This window comes from Bacillus sp. 16GRE42 (genome assembly GCF_019837435.1).
Classification (GTDB): domain Bacteria; phylum Bacillota; class Bacilli; order Bacillales; family Bacillaceae_G; genus Bacillus_A; species Bacillus_A wiedmannii.
This window is the reverse complement of record NZ_JADAXF010000001.1, coordinates 391080-411876: the sequence shown is the minus strand read 5'-3', so window position 1 is coordinate 411876 and position 20797 is coordinate 391080. Positions and strand designations below refer to the sequence as shown.

18 protein-coding genes and 1 pseudogene are annotated in these 20797 nt (G+C 32.2%); 15 read left to right on the top strand and 4 right to left on the bottom strand.

Going from position 1 to position 20797, the window contains the following annotated elements; translation table 11 throughout:
* Nucleotides 1–22 precede the first annotated feature (22 nt).
* The gene (locus ILS93_RS02195) at nt 23–1249 is read right to left on the bottom strand and encodes an MDR family MFS transporter (protein ID WP_098103614.1); all 1227 of its coding nucleotides are present in this window, start codon (nt 1247–1249) and stop codon (nt 23–25) included.
* 101 nt (nt 1250–1350) lie between these two features.
* Here ILS93_RS02195 and ILS93_RS02190 point away from each other — a divergent pair, with 101 nt between their 5' ends.
* From ILS93_RS02190 to ILS93_RS02170, 5 genes are all read left to right on the top strand, one after another.
* Nucleotides 1351–3087: an ABC transporter substrate-binding protein gene (locus ILS93_RS02190; protein WP_222655311.1), complete on the top strand. Its 1737-nt coding sequence runs from the start codon at nt 1351–1353 to the stop codon at nt 3085–3087.
* A gap of 159 nt (nt 3088–3246) precedes the next feature.
* Nucleotides 3247–3870 (top strand): YhbD family protein, encoded by a 624-nt coding sequence (locus ILS93_RS02185; RefSeq protein ID WP_000102255.1) that lies wholly within the window; start codon nt 3247–3249, stop codon nt 3868–3870.
* A 13-nt stretch (nt 3871–3883) separates the two neighbouring features.
* Entirely contained in the window at nt 3884–4594 is a 711-nt protein-coding gene (locus ILS93_RS02180) for a bactofilin family protein (RefSeq protein ID WP_098103612.1), read from the top strand.
* An 18-nt stretch (nt 4595–4612) separates the two neighbouring features.
* The gene (locus tag ILS93_RS02175; RefSeq protein WP_098103611.1) at nt 4613–5320 is read left to right on the top strand and encodes a cytoplasmic protein; all 708 of its coding nucleotides are present in this window, start codon (nt 4613–4615) and stop codon (nt 5318–5320) included.
* 23 nt (nt 5321–5343) lie between these two features.
* Nucleotides 5344–6879: an MDR family MFS transporter gene (locus ILS93_RS02170; RefSeq protein WP_000229631.1), complete on the top strand. Its 1536-nt coding sequence runs from the start codon at nt 5344–5346 to the stop codon at nt 6877–6879.
* Nucleotides 6880–6933: 54 nt separating this feature from the next.
* Here ILS93_RS02170 and ILS93_RS02165 read toward each other — a convergent pair whose 3' ends face one another.
* Complete coding sequence (locus tag ILS93_RS02165) at nt 6934–7254, bottom strand: hypothetical protein (protein ID WP_001062728.1); 321 nt, start codon at nt 7252–7254, stop codon at nt 6934–6936.
* Nucleotides 7255–7507: 253 nt separating this feature from the next.
* Between ILS93_RS02165 and ILS93_RS02160 the strand changes: the two genes are divergently transcribed.
* The 4 genes from ILS93_RS02160 (at nt 7508) to ILS93_RS02145 (ending at nt 11656) form a co-directional block, all read left to right on the top strand.
* Entirely contained in the window at nt 7508–8287 is a 780-nt protein-coding gene (locus ILS93_RS02160) for a BC_2878 family exosporium-associated protein (protein WP_222659837.1), read from the top strand.
* A 259-nt stretch (nt 8288–8546) separates the two neighbouring features.
* Nucleotides 8547–9317, top strand: coding sequence for a GNAT family N-acetyltransferase (locus ILS93_RS02155; RefSeq protein ID WP_222659835.1), 771 nt, complete (start codon nt 8547–8549; stop codon nt 9315–9317).
* A 521-nt stretch (nt 9318–9838) separates the two neighbouring features.
* Nucleotides 9839–10534, top strand: coding sequence for a CsxC family protein (locus tag ILS93_RS02150; RefSeq protein WP_001294980.1), 696 nt, complete (start codon nt 9839–9841; stop codon nt 10532–10534).
* 123 nt (nt 10535–10657) lie between these two features.
* The gene (locus ILS93_RS02145; protein ID WP_483861618.1) at nt 10658–11656 is read left to right on the top strand and encodes a BC_2427 family protein; all 999 of its coding nucleotides are present in this window, start codon (nt 10658–10660) and stop codon (nt 11654–11656) included.
* 297 nt (nt 11657–11953) lie between these two features.
* Here ILS93_RS02145 and ILS93_RS02140 read toward each other — a convergent pair whose 3' ends face one another.
* The gene (locus tag ILS93_RS02140; RefSeq protein ID WP_222659831.1) at nt 11954–12385 is read right to left on the bottom strand and encodes a GNAT family N-acetyltransferase; all 432 of its coding nucleotides are present in this window, start codon (nt 12383–12385) and stop codon (nt 11954–11956) included.
* 834 nt (nt 12386–13219) lie between these two features.
* On the opposite strand from ILS93_RS02140, the gene ILS93_RS02135 reads away from it, so the two are divergent.
* The gene (locus ILS93_RS02135) at nt 13220–14080 is read left to right on the top strand and encodes a DegV family protein (RefSeq protein WP_000538283.1); all 861 of its coding nucleotides are present in this window, start codon (nt 13220–13222) and stop codon (nt 14078–14080) included.
* 33 nt (nt 14081–14113) lie between these two features.
* On the opposite strand, the gene ILS93_RS02130 is transcribed toward ILS93_RS02135, so the two are convergent.
* Nucleotides 14114–14548 (bottom strand): Lrp/AsnC family transcriptional regulator, encoded by a 435-nt coding sequence (locus tag ILS93_RS02130; protein WP_000357671.1) that lies wholly within the window; start codon nt 14546–14548, stop codon nt 14114–14116.
* A 142-nt stretch (nt 14549–14690) separates the two neighbouring features.
* Here ILS93_RS02130 and ILS93_RS02125 point away from each other — a divergent pair.
* The 5 genes and pseudogenes from ILS93_RS02125 to ILS93_RS02105 all read left to right on the top strand — a co-directional run bounded on the left by ILS93_RS02125 (nt 14691) and on the right by ILS93_RS02105 (nt 20781).
* A pseudogene (locus ILS93_RS02125) lies at nt 14691–15959 on the top strand (APC family permease).
* Nucleotides 15960–16075: 116 nt separating this feature from the next.
* Complete coding sequence (locus ILS93_RS02120; protein ID WP_064475547.1) at nt 16076–17665, top strand: M3 family metallopeptidase; 1590 nt, start codon at nt 16076–16078, stop codon at nt 17663–17665.
* 22 nt (nt 17666–17687) lie between these two features.
* Nucleotides 17688–19067 (top strand): 5'-methylthioadenosine/adenosylhomocysteine nucleosidase, encoded by a 1380-nt coding sequence (locus tag ILS93_RS02115; RefSeq protein ID WP_064475546.1) that lies wholly within the window; start codon nt 17688–17690, stop codon nt 19065–19067.
* Between the two features lie 169 nt (nt 19068–19236).
* A complete protein-coding gene (locus ILS93_RS02110) occupies nt 19237–19941 on the top strand; it encodes an alpha/beta hydrolase (RefSeq protein WP_222659829.1) in 705 nt (234 codons plus the stop codon).
* Nucleotides 19942–20331: 390 nt separating this feature from the next.
* Nucleotides 20332–20781 carry a GNAT family N-acetyltransferase gene (locus ILS93_RS02105; protein WP_064475545.1) on the top strand — a complete coding sequence of 150 codons (450 nt, stop codon included), beginning with the start codon at nt 20332–20334 and terminating at the stop codon, nt 20779–20781.
* Nucleotides 20782–20797 lie beyond the last annotated feature (16 nt).

Here is a 20797-nt window from a genome sequence, read left to right as displayed (position 1 = left end):
TTCTTTTTATAAAGAAAGCATCCTATAAAATATGAGGGGTATGCTCCGAAACGTCTTTATTTATTTTATTACGTTCTACATTATGAATAAACAGTGCTTGAATAATCCCTCCCATTATTAAGAAACAAGCGCAAATATAAAATAGCATGCTACCGTTTAGTTTACTTAATAAAACCGCACCAAGTACAGGACCGCACGTACGAGATATATCCCAATGTAACCCGTAAATTGAAAAATACAATCCACGCTTATCTGTAGGAGCGATTTCTGAAACGAATCGAAGTAAATGGTTTAAGGCAATACTTTCCCCAATGACTAAAAAAAGTAAAGTGAAGAATAGTGACGTGATTGTTGCTGAAATCCCGTAGCCAATTGCAGCTATTGTATAGCAGGTATAAGAAATAAGAATAATTTTCGCCATAGAAAATCGTTCAGACCATTTCACAAGGAAAACTTGCAGGAAGATTTCCATTATAGCCTTGCATGTTGAAATAAAAGCGAGCATGAATACGAAATCTGGAAATATATCTTTAGCGAAAATGCGATAATTTGTCTCAGTTTGAGCATAAAAAAAGCTAATAGGGAGTGTAGTAATCATAAGTCCTAAAACGGCGTAATGCTTGCTTACAAATTGTTTTGAAGATGATACTTCAACTTTTTGCTTTGGCTCTATAAATACTGGAGCGGTTTCTGGAAGCTGCGTCCATACAACTACTGCATATACCATAAGTGTAATGCTTTGCATTATAAATAAATATTCAGGGTGAGTACGATAAAAGATAGCACCAATTATTGGACCGATTACGGAACCAATTGCAGCCATCGTATGCAAAAGAGCAAAAATTTCTGCTTGTTGTTTTTGTGTTGATAAATCAGCAATTTGTGCACGTTGAGCGGGAATATATAGGGAACGGCCAATCCCATTTATGACGTAAAGCAAAGCAAATATAAAAACAGATTGAGCAAAGATGAAGCTACCGATTGCAACGCCTTGTAGCAATAAGCCGAGTAACATAATTTTCTTTCGCCCATATTTATCAGTAATTCCCCCAGCAATAAGTGTAAATACAATGTCTGATAGTGGTTGTAGTCCAAAGATGAGCATAGTTATTATTATATTACCGTTTAACATTTTATTAACGTAAATAATCATAATAAGAGCTAACATGGATTCGGTTGTTCGGGTTAATAATTCGCCGCACAGTCTTATAATAATTGGTTTATTATAACGTAGTAAGAGATTGTTCAATATTAATTCCTCCTTTCTATATTGAAATGATAAGATGAAAGGAGAAGTGGAAAAAGGGTAGAAACAAAAGGGGTTATTTTTCACCTTTTAGGGGGATTATGATGTTTATTTTAGATCAGTATATTGCACTATGGTGTACCTATGGTAAAGGGAGACAAGAAGGAGAACAATTAGAAGTAACCGTACAAATGATAGCAGAAACATTATTTTGTACGGAGCGTAATAGTAAATTAATAATAAAAAAATTAGAAGAGTTAAATTGGATCGCTTGGTTTCCAGGGCGCGGAAGAGGGAATCGTTCTAAATTAATATTTCAAAAGCAACCGATGACATTGATTTTAGACAGAGGAAAAGAACTAACGAAAAAAGGGGATGTGAAAAGTGGAATCTCATTTGTGGAACGCTACAGCTCACAATTTCCATCAGTAAAGAAAGAATATGAAGCTTGGGTAGATTCAATATTTGGTCATAAAATAGAAAGGACACCTGATGGAAGAAAAGATGTACTTCGGTTGCAAGTACAAATGAATCTAGACATCGCTTTAGATCCGGTATACGCTACGATGCGCTCAGAATGTCATATGGTTAAACATATTTTTGATACACTCGTATATGTGAATGAGGAAACAAATTGTATAGAGCCAAGACTTGCTTTTCACTGGCAATATAATGACGCTGAAAAGGTTTGGACATTTTATTTAAGAAAAGGCGTTCATCTTCATAATAGAAAACGACTTACCGCACATGATGTTATACATTCATTAAATCGATTTATGAAAGCGGAAAACAACCCACACGCATGGATGTTGCAACATGTTAAAAATGTCCATGCAGTGGATGAATTTGTTGTTGAAATTCAATTACATACGGAAAATAGGATGTTTTTACATATGCTAAGTGCAGAACAGTGTTCTATCGTACATGAAGATGAAAAAGGAAGCTTTATTGGTACAGGTCCTTTTATATTACGTGAGAAAAATGCACAGTTATTTGTATTAGAAGTGCATGATTTATATTATCGTGAAAGACCTTTTCTTGACCGAATTGAACTAATGAATGTAGAGCAAAATGTAAATACGTATGATGTATTAGTAAAGACGCAGTATAAAGATAAAGAAAAGCCCAATAAAGAGTTGTCTCGGCTTGAATCGAACGTGACATATGTAACGTGCAATCTTGTAAAAGAAGGGCCAATGCAAGATGAGTTGTTTCGAAAGGCGCTTTATAAAATTATTCATGGCGATAAAATTGTTCAAGAGCTCTGCGGCGAACGTGGAGAAGTGGCAAAGAAACTAATATTAGCAAATGAAAGCATAGTAGAGATTGAGGAAGATATAGCTAGTTTAATTAAAAGGAGTACGTACCATTATGAAGTGCTACAACTCTACACATTTACAGGACAAGATCACGTAGAAGATGCACAATGGATTCAGAAAGAGTGTGCGAAGTATGGGATTCGTGTAGAAAATAAATTTCTTGAAGTTGAAGAGTTATTGGAAATCAGTACGATACAAAAGGCTGATATGATGCATGATAGTGCAACTATTAGTGAACGTATTGAAGATAGTCTGCTATATATGTTTCTTACAAAAAATAGCTTTATTCATGGGCAAAGCAGCATGAACTTTCATAAAATGTTGTCCCCGTATTTTAAAGAAGAACATTTAGAGAATAGAGTTACATTGTTACGCAATATTGAGGACACTTTGTTGCGTCACATTCATATTATTCCTTTATATCGTAACAAACAACAAGTAACTTCTCACGAAAAAGTACAAAATATAATGATTAATTCACAAGGGTGGATTGATTTTTATGAAATATGGTTTACATGCTGATATATAAGGGTTTTTACGCATTTTATAGGATGCGTGAGAACCTTATTTTTTTGTGTGAAAGAGGGTTGTTTTACACATTGTTACGCTACTTATGATAAAAGTCTATTTACAGCGTAACAGTGTTATGTTACATTGTTATCAGGAAGGAGTGTTATACAGTTGAGTACAGATTTAATTTCAAAAAAAGATTTATTAGAACTAACTGGTATTTCATACGGACAGTTATATAGGTGGAAAAGAAAAAATTTAATACCGGAAGATTGGTTTGTACGAAAGTCAACATTCACGGGTCAAGAGACATTTTTTCCGAAAGAAAAGATATTAGAGCGTATTGATAAAATCCAAACGATGAAAGAAGATTTATCACTTGATGAACTAGCAAATATGTTTTCACCGAGTGTAAGAGAAATCCTTTTAACAAAGGAAGACGTCTTACGTAAAGGAATTGCATCAGAGCCAGTTTTACAATTCTTCATAGAACAAACGAATAAAACAACAGAGTTTCAATTTGTAGATATTCTTTATGTGTATATGTTAGAAGAATTACTACAATCGGGAGAGATTAGTTTAGAAGAAGGAAAAATGGTCTTGCAAGTTTTACGTGAAAATTATGAGGCGATTAAGCATAAAGCTTGTGACTTAATCATCGTCCGAAAGTTAGGGATTTCTACATGTTTCTTAGTTTCAAACGTGGACGATTTAATTTTTGAAAAAGGTACCAAAATAGTTTTACGCGAAGCGATTATGAAATATACCGAAGCATTAAAAACGAAACTGTTGTAGTGGAGGAGAAAGTATGCGTACAGATAATTTGATTATAAATGGTTACGGTTCATCGAATGGCGGCGAGTTTCTTAAAGTGCAATTAAATGGAAAAGGTACTGTTAATGGAAATGTTGAATGTGATCAATTTGAATGTAACGGTTACGGTGCTGTTACTGGAAATTTGAAAAGTAGCAATGCAAGAATTAGTGGATCGGGTAAAGTCGATGGTACAGTTATTGCGGAAACGATGCGAATTGATGGAAAAGCAACAATTACGCAAGATGTGAAGGCGAACAGTTTAAAAATTGCAGGAAAAGGTACGATAGGTGGAAATGTAACTGGTGAAGAATTTAAAATCAACGGTCAAGCAACGATTGATGGTAATTGTGAAGTGGATACTTTTTCTTCAGAAGGACAATTTACAATTGGTGGATTATTAAGCGCCGATGAAATAAATATTAATATTCACGGTACATGTCGAGCGAAAGAAATTGGTGGTCAAACGATTAAAGTAAAACATAGACTAAGTACTTTTAGTAGACTGTTTAAATCGGTATTTGGTATGCAATTAGAGGCTGAACTATTAGAAGGTGACAATATCGATATTGATTATGCTCACATAAAAACGGTAAGAGGAAACAATGTTACAGTAGGAGCGAACTGTGAGATTGAATTGATTGAATATACTGGTGTTCTTACTGTTGATAAAAACGCAAATGTAAAAGAAATGAAGCAGGTTTAATGGGAGGGAGAAAATAATATGGAACATCAACATAGTCTTACTGTCAATGGTTCTGGTAGTTCAGCAGGCGGGGATTATAACAAAGTGAAGATTCGCGGTGAAGGAACGATTTCTAATGATATGAGCTGTAATGAATTTAAAACGTACGGAACGAGTGAAGTGCGCGGTAATATGAAAGTGAAAAATTATGTCGTGTATGGAGATAGTGAAGTACAAGGAAATGTAACTGCTGAATATGTAAAAGTATACGGAAATACACAAATGAATAGTGATGCCCATATTGAAAAAACGAAAGTAAGAGGTATGATAGAAGTTAAAGGGAAGTTTACTGGTGATTTCGTAGATGTGAAAGGCGCTTTAAATGTGAAAGGAGATATTGAAGTTGAAGAACTATCACTAACTGGTGGCCTTGAAAGTGATGGATTACTTAATGCTGAAAATATTGATATTTCACTTCGTTATGAAGGAAGTAAAGTAAGAGAGATTGGTGGTAAGAAGATTACCGTTCATAAAAAAGCGAGATTTATTCCATTTACAAGTCATGCTGGAAGCCTCCAAACGTCTATCATTGAAGGAGATGAAATTTATTTAGAGCATACGATTGCTGAAGTTGTAAGAGGAAACAACGTTACCATTGGTCCAGGATGTGAAATTAGTGTTGTAGAATATTATACTAGTTTTAACCAAAAAGGTAATGCAGTCGTAAAAGAACATAAACAAATATAAGTAGTACGAGGGAGAGCAAGGTTATGGTTGAGAAGAATAATAAGCTCGGCTTTGTTGTGGCGGGCTTATTGCTAGGTATTTTAATGGCATCAATGGACAATACCATTGTCGTAACAGCGATGGGAACGATTGTTGGTGACTTAGGAGGCCTTGAAAATTTTGTATGGGTCGTTTCTGCCTATATGGTCGCAGAAATGGCAGGTATGCCGATATTCGGAAAACTATCAGATATGTATGGTAGAAAGAGATTCTTTATTTTCGGTTTAATCGTCTTTATGATTGGTTCGGCACTTTGTGGTACTGCTGAAAATATTACACAGTTAGGTATTTATCGTGCCATTCAAGGTATTGGCGGCGGGGCATTAGTGCCGATCGCGTTTACAATCGTTTTTGATATTTTCCCTCCTGAAAAGCGCGGGAAAATGGGTGGATTATTCGGAGCAGTATTTGGTTTATCAAGTATTTTTGGTCCGTTGCTTGGTGCGTATATTACAGATTACATAAGCTGGCACTGGGTATTTTACATTAACTTACCGCTTGGCGTTTTAGCACTTATTTTTATTACATTCTTTTATAAAGAATCACGAGTTCATAGAAAGCAAAAAATTGATTGGTTTGGCGCAATTACTTTAGTTGGTGCAGTAGTTTCGCTAATGTTTGCTTTAGAACTAGGTGGACAAAAGTATGATTGGGATTCTAACTTTATTTTAAGTTTATTTGGCGGATTCGCTATTTTAATTATTGCATTTATTTTTATTGAACGTAAAGTAGAAGAACCGATCATTTCATTTGAAATGTTTAAACAACGTTTATTCGGAATGAGTACCATTATTGCATTATGTTACGGTGCTGCGTTCATGTCAGCAACTGTATACATACCGTTATTCATTCAAGGTGTATACGGTGGTAGCGCAACAAACTCAGGATTATTACTTTTACCGATGATGTTAGGATCAGTCGTAACAGCTCAATTAGGTGGATTTTTAACGACGAAGCTTAGCTACCGAAACATTATGATTATTTCTGCTGTTATTATGCTAATTGGACTATTCTTATTAAGCACATTAACGCCAGAAACAAGTCGTATATTATTAACGGTTTATATGATTATTATTGGATTTGGAGTAGGTTTCTCATTCTCTGTACTAAGTATGGCAGCTATTCACAACTTCGGTATGGAGCAGCGTGGTTCTGCAACTTCAACGAGTAATTTCATTCGTTCACTAGGAATGACACTTGGTATTACAATCTTCGGAATGATTCAAAGAACAGGTTTCCAAGATCAATTAGAAGAAGCTTTTAAAGGTATGAGCGGAGGAATGAATACAAACGCTTTAGGAGATTCAAGAGCTATTCTATCAGAATCGGCAAGATCTCAAATCCCGCCGCAAATATTAGATAAAATTATTGATGCTCTTTCTAGCTCCATCGTTCAAACATTTATGTGGGCATTGGTACCAGCAGGTCTAGCATTCATATTTATTTTCTTTATGGGAAATGAGCGTATGGTAATTAAGAAAAAACAAACGAATAAAAAGAGTGAAACATCAAAAGCGTAATGAAAAAGCTCCTTTCCAATTGGAAAGGAGCTTTTTCGTATGTACGGATTTAGATTAGCCTTCGATAATTTCGTATTCTTCGTCTGCTAATAATAAAATTTGTGTCTTCTTACCTTTGTTTTGAACTTCGATTACATCGTATGCACCTAAGTCTCTTAGTTTGTTTTGAGAAGCGTTAACCATAACTTCCATAGAATCAATTAAGATATCTTCTTCAATGTATGATTCAGGCAATGCCATATCTTCTGTTTCTAATACACATGCATATAGATTTTGTAAGTTTTCAGCAGTTGGGTTTTGTTCCTCAACATCAATGATGTTCTTTACTGCATCCATATTTTCTTCTTTTGCTTGGTATACTTTAATTTTAGCCATTGTTTTATTCTCCTTTATAACGTAATCGTAGAGGCTACACCTTATTATAACGTTTTTTTCATGAAAGATGAAATTGTTATATGTATTTATAGGGAAATTTATGTGTTATTACTCATTATTGGCGTAATTTCATTATTAATGTGATAAGTAAGTACCTATATTCCTGAGTTAAAGTTATATTGTCCAAGCTTTTTTATGCTCCGTTCATATTATATGTATTAGATAAAACATATAGGAAAGGGATGGAGTGTAAGTGGGTTGTGAGCCGAAACGAAATTATCAATGCTGCCAAAATAGTATTTGTGAATTTTTGCGAAGTCTAGAGCCTTTTACAAAAGTTGAGAGTATTGTAATCGCCGGAAACGAAATTGTTGTATCTTATTTTCTTTCATTTAATAAGAGGAATGGTATCGTATCCTTCGTACAAGAGGACAATGAGGTTATTTTTGTAGATTGCTCTAGGATTGATGCAATTCGAATAGGAAAAGTTTGTAGTTGTAAAACGAAAGTTAAATTTATTGAAGAGGATTTTAGTTTACTTGGAAATGTTTGTCCGCAATGTTTAACAGAGGGTAGTACACTCTTTTTTGACTTTTACAATCCAGAATTGAATTTATCACTACAAGCAAAAACAATTGATGCACCTAGTTGTACTGAATTTATAGATGAGATGGGGAATGTCGTAAAGCAAATTACTATAATAGGTGAAGCGATTGTTTCTAAAGATTTTGTTCAAGTGCCAGAACTATTAAACTTTCAATTAGTTTTATCTGATACGGCTACGAATCCTTTAAAGTTTGGAATACTGTTCATTAATTTCCCTGATCTTACGTTTATTATTCTTTTCGCATCGAGTGGGCACCTCAATATTTCGAATTGTTTGAAAATCGAGAGTGGAACTGGTAATGCTGAAATAGAAGAGATGAAAAAGATGGTGACGAATGACAATAATACGTACAAGTCAGTTGTTAAATTGACTAAAGTATATAAGATTGGAGGAACAGAATCATATATTTATAAGAATGAGTTATAACATACGTATTTAAATGAACCCTCAAACGAGTATTGAGGGGTATTACATAATAAAAGATGATAATCGGTTACATGTAGATTGCAAATTATTATTAAGTATATTTACTGTTAACCTTTATACAGGACAGTCGCTTACTATTCATTAGATGTTATAATAATTTTATATTTACGAATATTTTACGATTATATATAGTTTAATAAACTTTTGTTTATATATGAAAAGTAGAGTTAAACTGATTCCAAAGAAAGCGGGAATGTACATGATATATGAAGCGAGTATACATACGAGAGAAAAATTAGTTACTATGTTCGAGGATTTCAATAACGTTGTTTTACTTTCTTATTTACAAGGACATATGGGTACTGCTTGGGTAAATAATCTTGAAAATCCAACAGTAGCGCAAGTTACGGTAGGGATCTTTACATTTTACGCTGGTGATTCGAATGCGAAAGAAACTGAAGAATTAGTACGTAACATTCCTGATAGAATGTTAGTAATCGCAAATAGTGAAGAGTGGAAAAAGCGTTTAGAAACATGTTACGAAAGAAAAATAGATAAGTTTTTACGCTATAAGTTCAAACGGAATGCGGAAGTTTTTAATCATTCAAAATTACAATCTTTTATATCAGCGCTTCCAAAAGGATACGAGTTACGAAAAATAGATGAACATATCGTAAATATTCCCACATTACATAAGGTCTCTGAAGATTTTACAAGTCAATTTCAAACGGTGGAAGATTATATAAACCGAGGTATAGGTTATAGCGTTTTATATAAAGATGAAGTTGTATGTGGTGCATCATCTTATAGTATTTATGATAATGGCATTGAAATTGAAGTGGCGACTGATCACAATCATAGAAGAAAAGGGTTGGCGACTATAGTTAGTGCAGCGCTAATCTTGGACTGTCTAGAAAAAAGAATATATCCAAATTGGGATGCAGCGAATACTACGTCTGCTAAACTAGCAGAAAAGCTAGGATATGTTTTTGATAAGGCGTATGATGCTTATTTTGTGGATAATAGGTAAATGAATGAATTTGTACAATTGTACAACAGAAAAAGTCTAGAAAATCCTATAAAATTCGTGTTAATTACTCTTTTTTAAAATTACAAATTGGGTATAAAAATCGACTTGAAAAAGTCGGTTTTTATTTTTTAACAATAAGGTGCATCCAATATTAATTTGCTGTTGCATAGATATTATGGAATGAAGAAATTAACAAAATTAATTTTATTTGTCTTAATAAATTTAAGAATAGATTTTTGAAAGTTTCTTCGAAAATATGGATATCCTTTTTACTATTGAACTTAATCAACATATTATGGTGTTTTTCCGCGATAATAGTTAAGAATTTTTTTAATAGGTAAATATTCATAAAAACTAATTATATTAAACTGTGTGTATTTGACTAATAAAGATAGAATACTATCTTTATTTGCAAATGATAAAAGTGACTATGATACAAACCCACGCATTAATAGAAAAAATACATATACAGTAAAGAGAGTTAAAAAACTCTAATTTTTTTATAAAGGAGATTATAAAATATGAGTGAACAATGCCCAATTAATGTACCATGTCAGGTAGCAGGACAAACTCAAACACCATTAAGTGATGCACCTGCAACACCAATTACTACTCCAGGAGCACCAATTGTAAAAATACCAGTTGTATTAGCAGAAAGAACGATTCAAATTGTTGTAGAATCTGATATTTCATTAGATCCTCCAGCAGTTGAAATTAAACGTATCTTAAAAAATGCATTTTTAACACAATGTAAGTTAGTTCCTGTAGCATTCGAACCAGTACCAGGTACACCTTACCGAAGAGTTACAAGAGCAAAATTATTTGTACAAGGATATATTCGAAAAAATATTGAGTATGCAAATGATGAGTGTAATGGAGTGCTATATGACCGTATTGCAAATGTTCCATTTTCTGGTTTTGCAGATTTAACAGAAGCTGATTTTCTATCATTAGCTATAGTAGCTGCTTCCTCAGATACTACTTCTCACTTTATTAATCCTAAAAATGGTGATTTACCACGTTTAGACAAATACTTCTTCGAAAATACAGTTTTTTATAACGAACAACCATATTGCGAGTTAGTTAGCGCTCAATTTTTCGAATTAGACTTTTCGCCTTGTCCAACAGACCTAAATGAACCATTTGATACTCTTCGTGAAAAAATTGTACTAGATCTTACTTTAAAAGTTTTACAAGTACAACAAGTACAAGTATAAAACTAAAAAAGCATTGTCTTTGATAAAAAGACAATGTCTTTTTTATTATTATAAAACATATATAATGATGAAAATGAATACGTGTAAAATAACATATTTTCCTGAATTTTATTAGATGGGGGGATGGTGATGAATAAGCCATGGATTGGTAAGGTGCTATGGGATGAAATTCACAAGTATAAAGATCTAAATAAACAAGATAATTCACGAGAAAGAATAGTAAAGAAAGAAGAGGAAGTATCTGAAGTAAAGAAAGAAGAGGAAGTATGTGAAGTAAAGAAAGAAGAGGAAGTATGTGAAGTAAAGAAAGAAGAGGAAGTATGTGAAGTAAAGAAAGAGGAGGAAGTATCTGAAGTAAAGAAAGAAGAAGAAGTATCTGAAGTAAAGAAAGAAAATGCAACATCTGAATCACAATTAGAATCTTCAGTGCGTTCAATGGTAGTGAAAACACCATTTTCTATTATTTCTGAAGTGTCAAGTTTTAAAATATTTCCAAAAATAAACATAAAAAATCAAGAAGCGTTTGTTTTTCAAAATGAAAAAGATGTAGGTAGGCGTGAATTAGATTCTAAGTTATTAACTACAGTACAACAGTATCATTCGGAGGCTTATTGTGAAATAGTTTCTTTTAATCTTCATGAAAAGAGAGTGCTTATGGAATTATATAATAAAAAAGTTATAGGGAATATTGAAGAGAAAAAGGTAGAGACATCTTCATGGACCCCAATACATAGCATAGTATTAGAGGGTGAAAATGAAGGAGAAATAAATAATGTTATAACAGCCAAGCTACCAATAGAAATAGGAAAATATAAAGGTGAAATTATTTTACGAGAAAAAGTTGTATTTAAAGAAAAAGTCATAGGAATAAAAGAGGTGGAACAGGAGATTGTTTTGACAAAAACTGAATTCTTAGTGCCAAAAGTAATAAAAAATGGACAAAATACATTTACAGTTGAAAAAGGGAGCTTATTTGTAGAAGGCTATATTTATCAATGTATTGAATACATATCAGAACAAAGTACATTTCATAATAATATGTATCAATTAATGCAAAATATTGTACTGGAATTAGTCGTTCAAGTAATACAAGAACAGGAAGTACAAGTACGAATGAAATAAAAATGAATATATTCTCTAAATGCTACAAATGGTTTTTCCTCAATAAATTCAGTGTAATATTTATGAATACTAATTTTTGCTAACGGGGATAGTTACTTTATTATATGAATCTATTTAGGTCTATAAAAAAATAAGTGCTAACATGTTTGAAAACAAACTTACTAACACTTATTAAAAACAGATATAAAATTTGGATTATATGTGGTTTAATTTAAGAATTTAATAAAAAACATTGATAATTACTTGTTATAAACTGATGTGTAAAATAAAGTGTATTCACTTCTTTTTTTACAGGACTCACAATTTAAATAGTAATACATGTTTATCATAATTTTCTAAACACCAATTATATTTTTTTAGAATAATTGGATGGACAATTTCTTTCGTTGTATCAACATCAGTAAAGCCGTATGTTTTATAAAAACTCTCGAGTTCTTCAAAAGGAAGACAATATACGTTTTGTATTTCTAATGTTTTCGCAGTTTGTATTAAGAATGACACGAGCTTCTTAGCTAATTGTAGACCTCTAAATTTAGGAAGAATAAAAATCCCGCCCATTTCTATAGTATCTTCATCTATGTGGACTAATCGACCCATACCTGCATACTCGTTGTTGTATGTAATAATTGCAACTTTATCACTTTTTAAATCACTTCGTACAAATCCTATTGAATCATATTGATTGTTAATCCATTCTAAATCGTTAGATGTGGCCAATTGAATACTCATATACATCCTCCTTCGGAATATTAGCGCTATCTTCATTATATAAAACATAAGATGCTATATCAAAAGAACCTTGATATAGCACATTTATTTAAGTTATTAGTTGAAGGTATGGGTTTACTGGTATTGAAATGATGGCTTCACCAAACAGAGGATAATAATCTTGTGAATTTAGTGTTACATAGTCAAAATGAAAATTAGTTTATGCGTATAGAGATCATAGAGTTATTTTAATTAGCAGCTACTGTATTAATTGAAACTATTAAGGAAATGTGGTAATTGCCAGCCTGAGTGATACAAATCGTATTAAGATTTGGTCAAAAACTCCTCTTGAAATAGGGGAAAAGGAAGAGGGATTTAAATATAAGAGCACTTCGAAAAGTGCCCTTCAGTAATGACTACTCATTCTAAAAAGAAAGGATGCAATATATCATATGAAGTTAAGTGTATTTAATTATGGACCCTTTATATAAAAGATTTATTTTATTCCAAATAAATAGGCGGTTGTTTCCGCAACCTCTTTTCAGTAAAACAAAGCACTACTTTATTGGATTTAGCTTTTAAATTTTAAACAGTATAAATTTGAAAAGATTATCCTAAATTAAATAATTTAAATGCAATTATGTAAAATTCCCATAAAATTATTTGTGTTATAGAAAAAATAACAATAAAAAAATGGTTAAAATGGAATGATTTTTAATAACAGTTCAAGTTTTGAAGAATAGTGCATACAATATAAAGTCTTTTCCTTTCTTCATTTAAGTTTTACGTATATAATTTAAAAGTACTATTTTTATTTTATATTTTTTATATTTATAACAGAATAGAGGTTTAAAAATGGGTGTTAAAATCATTACGGATAGTGCGGCGGATTTACCGGTAGAATTGCTGCAAGCATATGATATTGATTTAATTCCACTCCGTGTTTATGATGAAGCAGAAACAGAGTATTTAGATGGAGTTACATTAGAGTCAGTTACATTATTGCAAAACATGAGAGAAGGCGCTGTTTATAGAACGTCATTGCCTTCACTTGAAACTTTCCAAGAAAAATTTATTTCTTATGCAAAAGAAGGTAATCCTTGTATATATTTAGCTTTTTCATCTGAACTGTCTGGTACATATCAATCGTCAGTTGTTATTAAAGAAGAAGTGAAAGAAACATATGCTGATTTAGATTTAGAAATTATCGATACGAAATGTGCTTCGCTTGGTCAAGGGCTTGTCGTATTAGAAGCTGCTAAAATGGCAAAAGACGGCGCATCAAAGGAAGATATTTTAAAACGTGTTGATTTTCTAATGAACCATATGGAGCACATCTTCACTGTAGCTGATTTACAGTACCTTGTGAAAGGTGGACGTTTAAGTAAAGTAGCTGGTTTTATCGGTGGTTTACTAAATATTAAGCCAATCTTAAACGTGGAAGAAGGAAAGCTTGTACCACTTGAAAAAGTACGAGGGAAAAAGAAAGTACTTGGCCGAATTGTAGATATTATGGAAGAGCGCGGAAAAGACCTTAAAGGTCAAACAATCGCTATGACTCACGGTGATGACTTAGAAACAGCTGAGGCTTTAAAAACATTAATTACGGAAAGATTTGGTTGTGAAGTATTTATTGTAAATACAATTGGAGCAGCAATCGGTGCGCATACAGGACCTGGTGCGTTAACATTGTTCTTCTTAAATGAGGTAGAGTAAAGGATTGGTCTTTTGATCAATCCTTTTTTCTTATTAATCTGTAATAATCGGTCTATATGGTATCGGTGAAGATAATATCATCGAAGTTTTCACCGTGCCAAACGGAATAACGATATCAATTAATTCCTCTAATTCTTTCATAGAGTGAACTGCTACTTTTAAGTAATAGCTACTTTCACCTGTTACTCGATGACATTCGAGTATTCTATATTCTTCGTAGATTTTCTCCTCAAATTTTTTACAAGGAATCTTTAGATTTTCAATTCTTAAAAATGCTTGAATTGATTTTCCAACTGCATCTAATGATATCCGTGCGGTATATTTCTCAATTATTCCTGCATCTTGTAATCTCTTTAGTCTTTCGGTAACACTAGGGCGGCTGAGGTGTAAGTGCTCAGTCATTTCTGTAATTGTCATTCTGGCATCTTCTTGTAGCAATAGGGTTATTTTCTTGTCAATTTTATCCATGAATTATACTCCTTTGCAAAATTGAAAGTAAATTTCTTAAACAAATACATAATATAAAACCTTAAGTTAAATTACATACACTTTTGTATATTGAATAGACTGATAACTTTCTATAATTAAAATATAAATGGAGGTGCTTGTAATGTCTAATCATTTTGACGAAACAATTTCTATTAAAAGGGGAACAGCCTTATATGTCGGAGCAGTTTTAGGATCGGGAATCCTTATATTACCTGGTATGACCGCGAGTGTAGCAGAAGGGAATGCGATTGTTTCTTGGCTTGTTATGATATTACTTAGTATTCCACTTGCATTTACGTTCGCTTTTTTATCGATTGAGTACTCAAGTGCAGGTGGAATTGCCACGTTTGCAGAAAAAGCTTTCGGTAAAAATATAGGTGCTATTATAGGATGGTGTTTTTTTATTGCGGGTAGTGTTGGTCAAATCGTAGTCTCAATGACTGGTGGAATGTATATAGTGAGAGTGTTTGCTTTATCACCATATTTCTCTTACGTTATAGCGCTTATTATTTTAAGTATTTCAATTGGTTTTAATTTATACGGGTTAAAAATGAGTGGTTGGTTTCAAGTGTGTATTGGTGTATTAACTTTCTTTATTTTAATTGTAACGATTATTAGCTCACTACCTTATATTGAAATGAAAAATATAAATGTATATATTTCTATGCAAAAAATAAATTCGATTTTAGATGCATCTTTATTAATTTTTTGGTCTTTTTTCGGCTGGGAAGCCATTGCAAGTTTGGCTCCAGAATTTAAAACACCTAGAAAAAGAAATATTATTTTATCTACGGGATTTGCGATCGTTATTATTGGAGTTTTATATATTGGTATTGCATTATCAGTAATTGGAACGAAATCTTATCATATAAATACTGATAATACGACAGCTCTCGTGCTTGTAATCAAGCAAACATTAGGCGGCTAATTTTCATGGATAATTGGATTTGTAGCTTTTATCATTTGTTTAGGGACGACAAATGCATTTATCGCAAGTATGGGGCGCCTAGGTTATTCACTAGGAAAAGAAGAAGTTGCACCGCGTTATTTAGCACATATTAATAAAAAAAGAGAAACACCAACAAATGCAGTAAAAGTTGTAGGTTGTATTGCAATAATAGGTTTGTTAATAAGTTTCGTTTTCCATATTAGTATAGATAAAATTGTTTTAATACCGAATTCGTTAGGGGTTGTTACATACATAGTAGGTACTGCTTCTGGAATGAAATTAATAAAGAATAGGTTAGGTAAAATTTTTTCTATAGTAGCTTTTACATGTTGTATAGTAGTTTATCCTTTTATTGGAGGAGTAATACTGATTCCAGTAGCCGTAGCATTCATATGTTTATGTTATGTGCGTTTCAGTAGCAGAAGAAAAGAATATAAATAAGAATGTGTTTGTATAAATCGAAATATTTAAAGATATTAAAATTTTTACATTTCGTTTATAATTGTGTGGGGAGAAACATCTGTAACTATTTGTAAAAATAGGAGGCGGCTATAAAAGTGAATGAAATTGCTAAGTGGGATTTAGATCGATTGTATCCGATTGAGGATATTCTAACTCCAATATTGGGGCTGAAAGAACAATATTATGCGACAAAAGATGTAGCGATTCTTTCAAAACTTATACAAGCTATTGAAAAAGCAGAATACTTTTTGTATTGCCGATCAGCTGAAGAAAGTGTTTCATCTGATCTTACCATATTGACTGCTACAGTAAAAAATCTGAAAAGAGAAGTGCAGCAAGTAATACAAAAAAGTGAAGTGGAAACTTCCGATAATATTAATACTAGGTTAATAAAAGATGAACTTAACGCATGGGAAAATATGTACATACAATTAAGGAATAAAATAGAAATAGAGCACGATAATAAGCAATTATCATTTGGCCAAGCAAATAATATTGAAATGAATAGTGATAATGAAAAGGAAAGATTAGAAGTATTCGAGTTATTAACAAGTGCCTTACATAAGGAAAAAGAAATCTTCGCTACTGTCTTAAATCAAATAGGGAGATTACGCAATACAAAGAGTAATGAATTAGAAGATAGAGTGATTTTAACTCAATCTCTACATGCGAATGGTATTTCTGAAACTGTATTATTACAAATGTGGAATGCGACAGAAGAAAATCTTGATACATTAGTAAGTGCTTTAAACGTGTATAAGAAGGGGGAATCTTCAATTACATGGCATGAACTTATGACAGTAAAGGAAAATAATGAGGTTAATATCCCTTTTTCAGTAGCACTTCAAAGCATATACGATGCGTTTGAAAATATAGATAAAGAATTAGCAGAATTTGCACGGAATGCAATAGAGAATGGATGGGTAGATGCGGAACCGAGAGAGAATAAACCACCAGGTGGCTTTTGTGCTCCTTTCTTCGGTGAAAAAGAATCACGGATCTCTATGCGTTATGACGGAAGTATTGATAGTGTAAGAGTACTTGCACACGAACTAGGACATGCTTGGCACTTTTATAATATGAGTTTTGAGCAATCCTCTTCTTTTTTAGATGATTATTTGCCAATGAGTACGGCTGAATCGGCGTCTATATTCTTTGAAACCGTGCTTATAAACTATCTAATTCAAACAACAGATAGTATAGATATGAAAAAGTCATTGCTTAGTTGGAAAATAAGAAACTGTTGTAATTATGTAATGGCAATTCGAGCATCATTTGAATTTGAGAAGAATTTTTATGAAAAATGTAAAGAAGGTCCTTTAAGTGCTGATGAAATCGAGAGATTATCTATAGCAGCGCAAGAAAAAGCATACGGGAATGCATTATCAGAATATCAGCCGTTTGTTTGGATGAAATATGTTCAATTTTATATTGTAGATGTTCCTTTTTATAATTATCCATACACATTTGGGTATTTAGCTAGTTTTAGTTTATTAGAAATAGCTCAAGAAAGTAAAAGTACTTTTCATTCGAAATATAAAGAGTTTTTACGAGAAACAGGAAAAGCTCCAGTGGAAGAGCTTATGAAAAAACATTTTGAAATAGATATAACAGGTTATGCGTTCTGGGATAAAGCTTTTAGACAAATTTCTAAAGATATTGATGAATATTTGAGGCTTATTTAGAGTGAAAAAGGGGACAAGATACATGAACAGAATCGGCATTATCGGAGCAATGCAAATTGAAATAGACTTACTTTTAGAAAAACTAGCTATACAAGAGGAACAGACGATTGCGGGAATGCCTTTTTACATTGGCGAATTCATGGGAACTGAAGTGATTATTACAAGATGTGGTGTAGGAAAAGTAAATGCAGCCGCATGTACGCAAACATTAATTCATAAATTTCATGTAGATGCTATTATCAATACGGGTATTGCTGGCGGATTACACCCGGGTGTAAAAGTTGGTGATGTAGTTATTTCAACGAATGTTACCCATCATGATGTAAGTAAAACTCAAATGAAAAACTTATTCCCGTTCCAAGAAGAATTTAATGCAAGTAAGGAATTAATAGAGTTAGCACGTACAGCATGCAATAGTAGTAGTTTACATATAGAGGTTCATGAAGGAAGAATTGTCAGCGGTGAATGTTTTGTTGAAGATTCAAAACTAAAAGCGAAATTAATAGACGAATATGCGCCGCATTGTACAGAAATGGAAGGTGCAGCAATTGGACATGTTGCTTACATAAATGAAGTACCGTTTCTCGTTATAAGATGTATTTCTGACAGTGCAGACGATGAAGCGCAAGTTTCCTATGATGACTTCGCGAAAACTGCCGCAAATTATTGTTCAGAAATTATCGTGGAGATGCTGAAAAATATATCGAGTAATACTTATAGTTCAAAAGGAGAGAATGACATGTTACAAGCATTAATTTTTGATATGGACGGAACGTTATTTCAGACAGATAAAATTTTAGAATTATCGTTAGATGATACATTTGATCACTTAAGATCATTACAGTTATGGGATACGGTAACACCTATTGAAAAATATCGTGAAATTATGGGTGTGCCATTACCGAAAGTTTGGGAAGCTTTATTACCGCATCATTCTCTTAAAGTAAGAGAACAAACAGATGCATATTTTTTAGAAAGACTAATTGAAAACATTAAGAGTGGAAAAGGTGCTTTATATCCGAACGTAAAAGAAGTTTTTACATACATAAAAGAAAATAATTGTTCAATATATATTGCTAGTAATGGTTTAACTGAATATTTACGAGCAATCGTATCTTATTATTCTTTAGACCAGTGGGTTACTGAAACGTTTAGTATTGAACAAATAAACTCACTTAATAAAAGTGACTTAGTAAAAAGTATTTTGAACAAATATGAGATAAAAGAAGCAGCGGTAGTTGGGGACCGTTTATCTGATATAAACGCAGCTAAAGATAATGGCTTGATTGCGATTGGATGTAATTTTGATTTTGCACAAGAAGATGAACTTGCGCAGGCGGATTTAGTAATAGATGATTTAATGGAGCTAAAGGGGATATTGCCTACTGTGCAGAGATTATAAAGTCATTTAACAAATCATATAATATTTTAAAAATCCTTCTTCCACGAACGGAGTAGAATCATTTGTGATAAATTAGTAATAGTTTGATTTTTTTAAAAACTGAGTAGAGGATTATTAAGTGTGTGCAGTTTTTTGCCAATTCCTATATATCTTATTCCACGGAGGAAATATGCTGAAAGATAATTTTAAAATTAGTAATATTCCCGCGGTTTTGTGGGGAGATAAAAGTGAAAGAGTTTTTATTGCAGTACATGGAAATATATCAAATAAGGAAGATGCAGTTATTCAAATATTAGCTGAAGAAGCTAATCAAAAAGGTTATCAAGTATTAAGCTTTGATTTACCTGAGCATGGAGACAGAAAAAATGATAATACTCCTTGCAAAGTACAGTTTTGTGTTAGTGAATTATCTATAATTATGAATTACGCAAAAGAACATTGGAAAGAAGTAAGCGTGTTTGCATGTAGTATAGGAGCTTATTTTAGCCTTTTAGCTTATCAAAATGATGTGATAGAAAAGGCATTATTTTTATCACCAGTAGTTAATATGGAACGAATTATCGAAAATATGATGAAATGGTTTAATGTAACACCAGAGCTTTTGCAAAAAGAAATGACTATAGAGACACCGATTGGTCAAAAGTTATATTGGGATTATTTATGTTATGTAAAAGAACATCCTATTAATACATGGAATACAGATACATATATTATGTACGGATCCAAGGATGAACTGTGCGAATTTGAAACTATTAACTATTTTACAAAAAAACATCGTTGTAAATTAGAAGTCATGGAGACAGGTGAACATTATTTTCATACTGAAGAACAGTTCAAGATATTTGAACAGTGGTTACACAAACATATCGATTAACAAATTATAATTTATCATGAACCTGTTAGAGAAGAATAGTGAATATATAAACTAATATTATATTTGAGAGACATTATAAATGTAAAAGTATTCACTTAAACAAACAATTGCCTTAGTTCAATAAGAATTAAACAACTTTATTAATGATTTTTTGAGTACAAATATCTTTATATGTATAGAAATTAAATAACTTTAAAGAGCTTTACCACACACTAGAGTGTAGCAAGGCTCTTATATTTTCATAATAAAATAAAACAACTATATTATCGATTTACATCTGAAGTGAAGAATACGCATGTTACGAATTGAATAAAGTAACAACCATAAAAATGCTCAGAATAAATGATTCTTGAGCATTTTTATGTATTTTCAAATTAAGGGGGAAATCACTTGAAAGATATACATATTCAACAAATAGAAGATTTAATGATATACGAACACGATTACCTTGTTCAAGAAAGCAAAGACGAAGGGTTTTATTTCCTAATAAAACTAATAAGTGAATATGAAAATAAAATAAACACATTTAATAAAAATGGTGAATGCTTATTTGGGATTTTTCAAGGGGAAAAGTTAATTGGAATAGGAGGGCTAAATGAGGATCCATATACAGAAAACAATAAGATTGGTAGGGTAAGGAGATTTTATATTTCAAAGGACTATCGTCGTGTAGGGCTAGGGAACTTGTTATTAAACCGGCTATTATCTCATTCGGAAAAGTATTTTAAAGTGGTTGTTTTACATACAGATACAAAGCAAGGCGATGCGTTTTATACTGTAAATGGATTTGTGAAGGGGGAAGTATATAAAGGATTTAGTCACTATAAAGTATTATATTAGTAAAAAAGAGACCCCA